At 70.2% G+C, this 5,266-nt stretch carries 4 protein-coding genes and 1 pseudogene; 4 read left to right on the top strand and 1 reads right to left on the bottom strand.

All coding sequences use genetic code 11. The features are described 5' to 3' along the window. The 4 genes and pseudogenes from ACFYE3_RS18885 to ACFYE3_RS18870 all read left to right on the top strand — a co-directional run. Window positions 1–143, top strand: a pseudogene (locus ACFYE3_RS18885) (inositol-3-phosphate synthase); the annotation flags it as partial. A 342-nt stretch (window positions 144–485) separates the two neighbouring features. Beyond that, window positions 486–1,628: a GTP 3',8-cyclase MoaA gene (moaA, locus tag ACFYE3_RS18880; RefSeq protein ID WP_387611958.1), complete on the top strand. Its 1,143-nt coding sequence runs from the start codon at window positions 486–488 to the stop codon at window positions 1,626–1,628. Between the two features lie 6 nt (window positions 1,629–1,634). Next, window positions 1,635–1,904: a MoaD/ThiS family protein gene (locus ACFYE3_RS18875; RefSeq protein ID WP_387611961.1), complete on the top strand. Its 270-nt coding sequence runs from the start codon at window positions 1,635–1,637 to the stop codon at window positions 1,902–1,904. A 77-nt stretch (window positions 1,905–1,981) separates the two neighbouring features. Then, on the top strand, window positions 1,982–2,305 hold the full coding sequence (locus tag ACFYE3_RS18870) for a DUF6457 domain-containing protein (RefSeq protein ID WP_387611964.1): 324 nt from the start codon (window positions 1,982–1,984) through the stop codon (window positions 2,303–2,305). Window positions 2,306–2,428: 123 nt separating this feature from the next. On the opposite strand, the gene ACFYE3_RS18865 is transcribed toward ACFYE3_RS18870, so the two are convergent. Then, entirely contained in the window at window positions 2,429–4,783 is a 2,355-nt protein-coding gene (locus ACFYE3_RS18865; RefSeq protein ID WP_387611967.1) for an FdhF/YdeP family oxidoreductase, read from the bottom strand. Window positions 4,784–5,266: the final 483 nt, after the last annotated feature.

The raw sequence follows: 5,266 nt of genomic DNA, 5'->3' as shown, positions 1-5,266 counted from the left end.
CGAAGATCGGTCTGGACCGCGGGATCGGGGGCCCGCTGACCTCGGCCTCGGCGTACTTCATGAAGTCCCCGCACGTCCAGCTTCCCGACGACGTGGCCAGGGCGGACCTGGAGGCCTTCATCCGCGGCGACCGCGAACGCTGAACCCGCCGGGCGGTCCTGGAGCCCCTCCTGGGACCGCCCGACGGCTCCCCGACCGCACAAGATCGCCCCCGAAGTCATCCATCCGCATAGGAGCGCCCCCATGAGAACCACCGTGCCGCCGACCGCTTCGACTCCACCCCGGACCCTCGGGGTCATGAGATCCCGGCTGTCCGCACTAACGACCTGGCTCGACGACGAGTGCGCCACCTCCGGCGGGACGGGAGGCCTCTGCGTGCACTGCACCGGACCCGAAAGTGACTAGACGCAGGTCGGTGGTGTGCCGAGGGGCTCAGAGCCCGAACACCGGAACACAGTGCCATCCCGCAGAAGGACAGAGGTGACATGAGCGTTTCCCTGGGACTTCCGCGCGTCCGCAGTGCCGGTCCGGGCCCGAGCGGCGCCCCGGCCGGGGCGGGGCTGACGGACCGCCACGGCCGCCGGGCCACCGACCTGCGCCTGTCGGTGATCGACAAGTGCAATCTGCGCTGCACCTACTGTATGCCCGCGACCGGCCTGCCCTGGCTGCCCGCCGCGCAGCTGATGACCCCCGGTGAGATCGCCCGGCTCGTGCGCATCGGCGTGGCCGAGCTCGGGATCACCGAGCTGCGCCTGACCGGCGGGGAGCCCCTGGTCCGGGCCGACCTCGAGGACATCGTCGCCGGGGTGCGCACCGCCCACCCCGAGCTGCCGGTCTCCCTGACCACCAACGGCATCGGTCTGGCCGCCCGCGCCCAGACCCTGGCGGCGGCCGGGCTGAGCCGGATCAACATCTCCCTGGACTCCCTGGACGCGGCGACCTTCCGGACCCTGGCCCGCCGGGACCGTCTGGCCGAGGTGCTGGCCGGGGCCGAGGCCGCGGCCGCGGCCGGGCTGACCCCGGTGAAGATCAACGCGGTGCTGATGCGCGGGGTCAACGACCACGAGGCCCCCGACCTGCTCGCCTGGGCGCTGGCGCACGGCTTCGCCCTGCGCTTCATCGAACAGATGCCCCTGGACGCCGACCACGGCTGGACCCGGGCGGAGATGGTCACCGCCGCGCAGATCCGCCACCGGCTCGGTGAGCGGTTCCGGCTCGCCCCGCACCCGGGGGCCCGCGACGGCGCCCCGGCCGAACTCTGGGACGTCCACCCCCTCCCCACCACCCCGGACACCCCGGGCTTCCCCGAGACCCCCGTCGCGGCCCCCGGCGCCGAGGACCCGCCGCTGGGCACGGTGGGGGTGATCGCCTCCGTGACGGAGCCCTTCTGCGCCGACTGCAAGCGCACCCGGATCACCGCCGAGGGCAGGATCCGGTCCTGCCTGTTCTCCCACGAGGAGGTCGAGCTGCTGCCGCTGCTGCGCGCCGGTGCCACCGACGCGCAGCTGGCCGAGCGCTGGCGGGCCGCGATGTGGACGAAACCGGCCGCCCACGGCATGGACCACACCGGCCTGGACTCCCCCGACTACGTCCAGCCGGAACGCTCGATGAGCGCGATCGGGGGCTGAGGCGACGTGCTGATCCGCTACTTCGCCGCCGCCCGCGCCGCGGCCGGCACCGAGGCCGAGACCGTGGAGGTCCCCGCCGACCGCTCCCGCACCCGCCGGGACGTGGAGGCCCTGCTGGTCCGGGCCCACCCGCAACCGGCGCCCGGGCAGCCGCCGCTGGCCCAGGTGCTGGCCCGGTCCAGCTTCCTGCTCGACGGGGTGGCCTGCCCCGACCCCGACACCCCGGTCCCGGACGACGCGGTCCTCGACGTCCTGCCACCCTTCTCCGGCGGATAACCTCATCCGCCTCTGCCCGGCTGAACGACCGGACCACCGCCGATACGCCGTTCCATTCCCGACCCGAAGGAGATGACATGACCGTGCACGACGACAACGCCCTGGACCTGGACCAGTGGAGCCAGCGGCTCACGCAGGCGCTCCAGATCCTGGACCTGAAGGTGGACACCCAGGAGATCCTGCAGCTCGCCCAGCGGACCTCCGGAGCCGTCTCCCCCGGAGCCGGGGCACTGACCACCTTCTACGTCGGCTATGCCGCCGCGTTGAACGCGGCCGGGAACCGGGCCGGCAAGACCTCGGACCAGGCGGTGCGCGACGCCGCGGCCACGGCCTGGCGCCTGGCCGCCGACGGCGCCCACGGCGGTCAGGACAGCGTCGGGTGGGCTGCCACGGGACAGTAGGCACCGGAAGAGGGAAAAGGACGGCGCACGGCGTCGTCCTCCAGAGCTGGAGCAGAACGGTATGCGGCCGCCGCCCCCCCGTGCGGGAAGCGGCGGCCGCGCCGCGGTGCCAGCTGGGACGGGTCAAACAGTGGCGGGCATGTCCGCCACCGAGTTCTCCTCGCCACTGCCACCGGCCGGGCCCTCGGACGCCGGCTCCAGGCGGACGATGACGCCCTTGGACACGGGGGTGTTGCTGCCCTTCACGGTGTTGTCGAGGGGCACCAGGACGTTGCCCTCGGGGTAGTAGACCGCCGCGCACCGGCGGGCGGTGGGATAGGACACGAGGCGGAACCTCCGCAGCACCCGGTCCTTGCCGTCCACGTACTCGCCGTGCACATCCACGAGCTGGCCGTCCTCCAGCCCGAGCTCGACGAGGTCCTCCGGGTTGACGAAGACCACGTGCCGCCCCTTCTTGATACCGCGGTAGCGGTCGTTGTAGCCGTAGATCGTCGTGTTGAACTGGTCGTGGGAGCGCATGGTCTGCAAGATCAGCCGGCCCGGCGGGCACTCGAGGAGGTCCAGAGCGTTGACCGTCAGCTGCGCTTTGCCCGTGGGCGTGTTGAAGGTGCGGGAGTCCCGAGGCCCGTTGGCCATCACGAAGCCTCCCTCTTGACGGATCCGCACGTTGTAGTCCTCGCACCCGACGACGACGTTCGAGATGTGATCGCGGATCCGGTCGTAGTCGGCCTCGAAGCCCTCCCAGTCGGCGTCGACCGTGGTTCCGAGCGTCGCGCGAGCCAACCGGGCCACGATGGCGACCTCGGACAGGAGGTTCTCCCCGACGGGGGCGACCTTGCCCCATGAGGGGTGGACGGCGCTCATGGTGTCCTCCACCGAGACGAACTGCACCCCGGCGGCCTGCCGGTCGATCTCGGTTCGGCCCAGGGTGGGCAGGATGAGCGCTTCCTCGCCGACCACGGTGTGGGACCGGTTGAGCTTCGTGGAGATCTGCACGTTCATCTCCAGCCTGTCCATCGCGGCCTCCGTCGCGGCGGTGTCGGACATGGCCGCGACGAAGTTCCCACCGAGGGCCAGGAAGAACGTGATCTCGCCGTCGCGCATCCGGCGGACGGCGTCGACCGCGTCGACCCCGTGGTCACGAGGCGGGTCGAAGGAGAACTCCTTGCCCAGGGCGTCCAGGAACGCCGGCGGCATCTGCTCCCAGATGCCCATGGTCCGGTCGCCCTGCACGTTGGAGTGCCCGCGGATGGGCGAGGCGCCCGCACCCGGCTTGCCGATGTTGCCCCGCAGCAGCAGGAGATTGATGATCTCCTTGATGGTGGCCACCCCGTTCTTCTGCTGGGTGACGCCCATGGCCCAGGTGATGATCACCTTCTCGGCCTTCAGGTACCGGTCCGCGAGCTCGTCGATCTCCGCAGAGACGAGACCGGTGGCCTCCAGCACCGCGTGCTCGTCGAGCTCGGCCAGGTGCGCCCTGAGCTCCTCCAAGCCTTCGCAGTGCTGGGCGAGGAACTTGTGGTCCAGCACTGTCCCGGGGGCGGCCTCCTCGGCCTCGAGCACCCGCTTGGACAGCGCCTGGAGCAGCGCCATGTCCCCACCGGCACGGATCTGCAGGAACTGGTCCGCGAGTTCCGTGCCCTTGCCGATGACGCCCTTCGGCTTCTGCGGGTTCTTGAACCGGCGCAGGCCGGCCTCCGGCAGCGGGTTGACGGCGACGATCCGTCCACCGTTCTCCTTCTGCTTCTCGAGGGCGCTGAGCATGCGCGGGTGGTTGGTGCCCGGGTTCTGGCCGATGAGGATCATCAGGTCTGAGTTCACGTAGTCGTCATAGGTGACCGTGGCCTTGCCCACCCCGATCGTCTGGCCCATGCCCCACCCGGAGGACTCGTGGCACATGTTGGAGCAGTCGGGAAGGTTGTTGGTGCCGAGTCCGCGCACGAACAGCTGGTAGATGAACGCGGCTTCGTTGGAGGCGCGCCCGCTGGTGTAGAACGCCGCCTCGTCCGCACCACCCAGGCTCTTGAGCTTCTTCGCCACGATGGAGATCGCCTCGTCCCAGCTGATGGGCCGGTAGTGGTCCTCCCCCTTGGCCTTGTGGACGGGCTCGGTGAGCCGGCCCTGCATGCCCAGCCAGTACTCGGAGCGCCTGCGCAGATCGCTGACCGAGTGCTCCGCCCAGAACTCTGGAGCGACCGTCACGGGGGTGGCTTCCCAGGTGACGGCCTTCGCGCCGTTCTCGCAGTACTCGAAGGGGCTTCGGTGACCGGGGTCCGGCCACGCGCAGCTCATGCAATCGAAGCCGCCCTTCTGGTTCATGCTCAGCAGCGTTCGGCCCGCCCGGACCGGGCCCATGTGGTCCAGCGCCGGCTCCATGGAGTAGTAGACGGCCGGCAGCCCGCCGGCCCAGTCCTTGGGCTTGCTCACCTCAAGATCGTTCTCGTCGACCTCGCGCACTCGGGGCTTCTGTCGGGTCATGGGGCCTTCCCTTTTCTGTCGCTGTCCACATCCCCGAAGGGCGGGGGCCGCCTGTCACGGCGCTGTCTGCCGTGCGGCGCCGCCTGCGGACCCGTGCTGGGCGAGTCATCGGCCCTGCCCAACGGACCAGCTCGTCCACCGCGGGGGGGGAGGAGGCCACGGAAGTCATACTGATTCCGTAGCGTGCAACTCGGTTCATAGTGCGCAACATTGTCCGAGCTGCTCGCCCGCAGTGTCAAGGATTCCGCCCCCGGTGAGGGTTCACGGCGTCGGGACGACAGGCGCGCGGACATTGAGGCGAAATGCTTGACAAGCACGAGTGGCGCACGTCACCCTGGTGAGCACATTACGAAACAGGTTGCGCATTATGCTCCTGCGGGACCACGACCGGTTTCACTCGTCATGGTCCCGGGTCGTCCGTTGTCTGTCTCTTGAAAGGGGTCCTTCATGGAGTCCCTCGTCATTGTCGGGGCGTCCCTGGCC

This window comes from Kocuria arenosa (genome assembly GCF_042879215.1).
Taxonomy (GTDB): domain Bacteria; phylum Actinomycetota; class Actinomycetes; order Actinomycetales; family Micrococcaceae; genus Kocuria; species Kocuria arenosa.
The sequence above is the reverse complement of the archived record's forward strand: the minus strand, read 5'-3'. Positions and strand labels throughout refer to the sequence as shown.

Excerpts from the sequence above, each read along its gene's own strand:
- moaA (WP_387611958.1), top strand. The coding sequence starts at position 486 with ATGAGCGTTTCCCTGGGACTTCCGCGCGTCCGCAGTGCCGGTCCGGGC.
- ACFYE3_RS18870 (WP_387611964.1), top strand. The coding sequence starts at position 1,982 with ATGACCGTGCACGACGACAACGCCCTGGACCTGGACCAGTGGAGCCAG.
- ACFYE3_RS18865 (WP_387611967.1), bottom strand. The coding sequence starts at position 4,783 with ATGACCCGACAGAAGCCCCGAGTGCGCGAGGTCGACGAGAACGATCTT.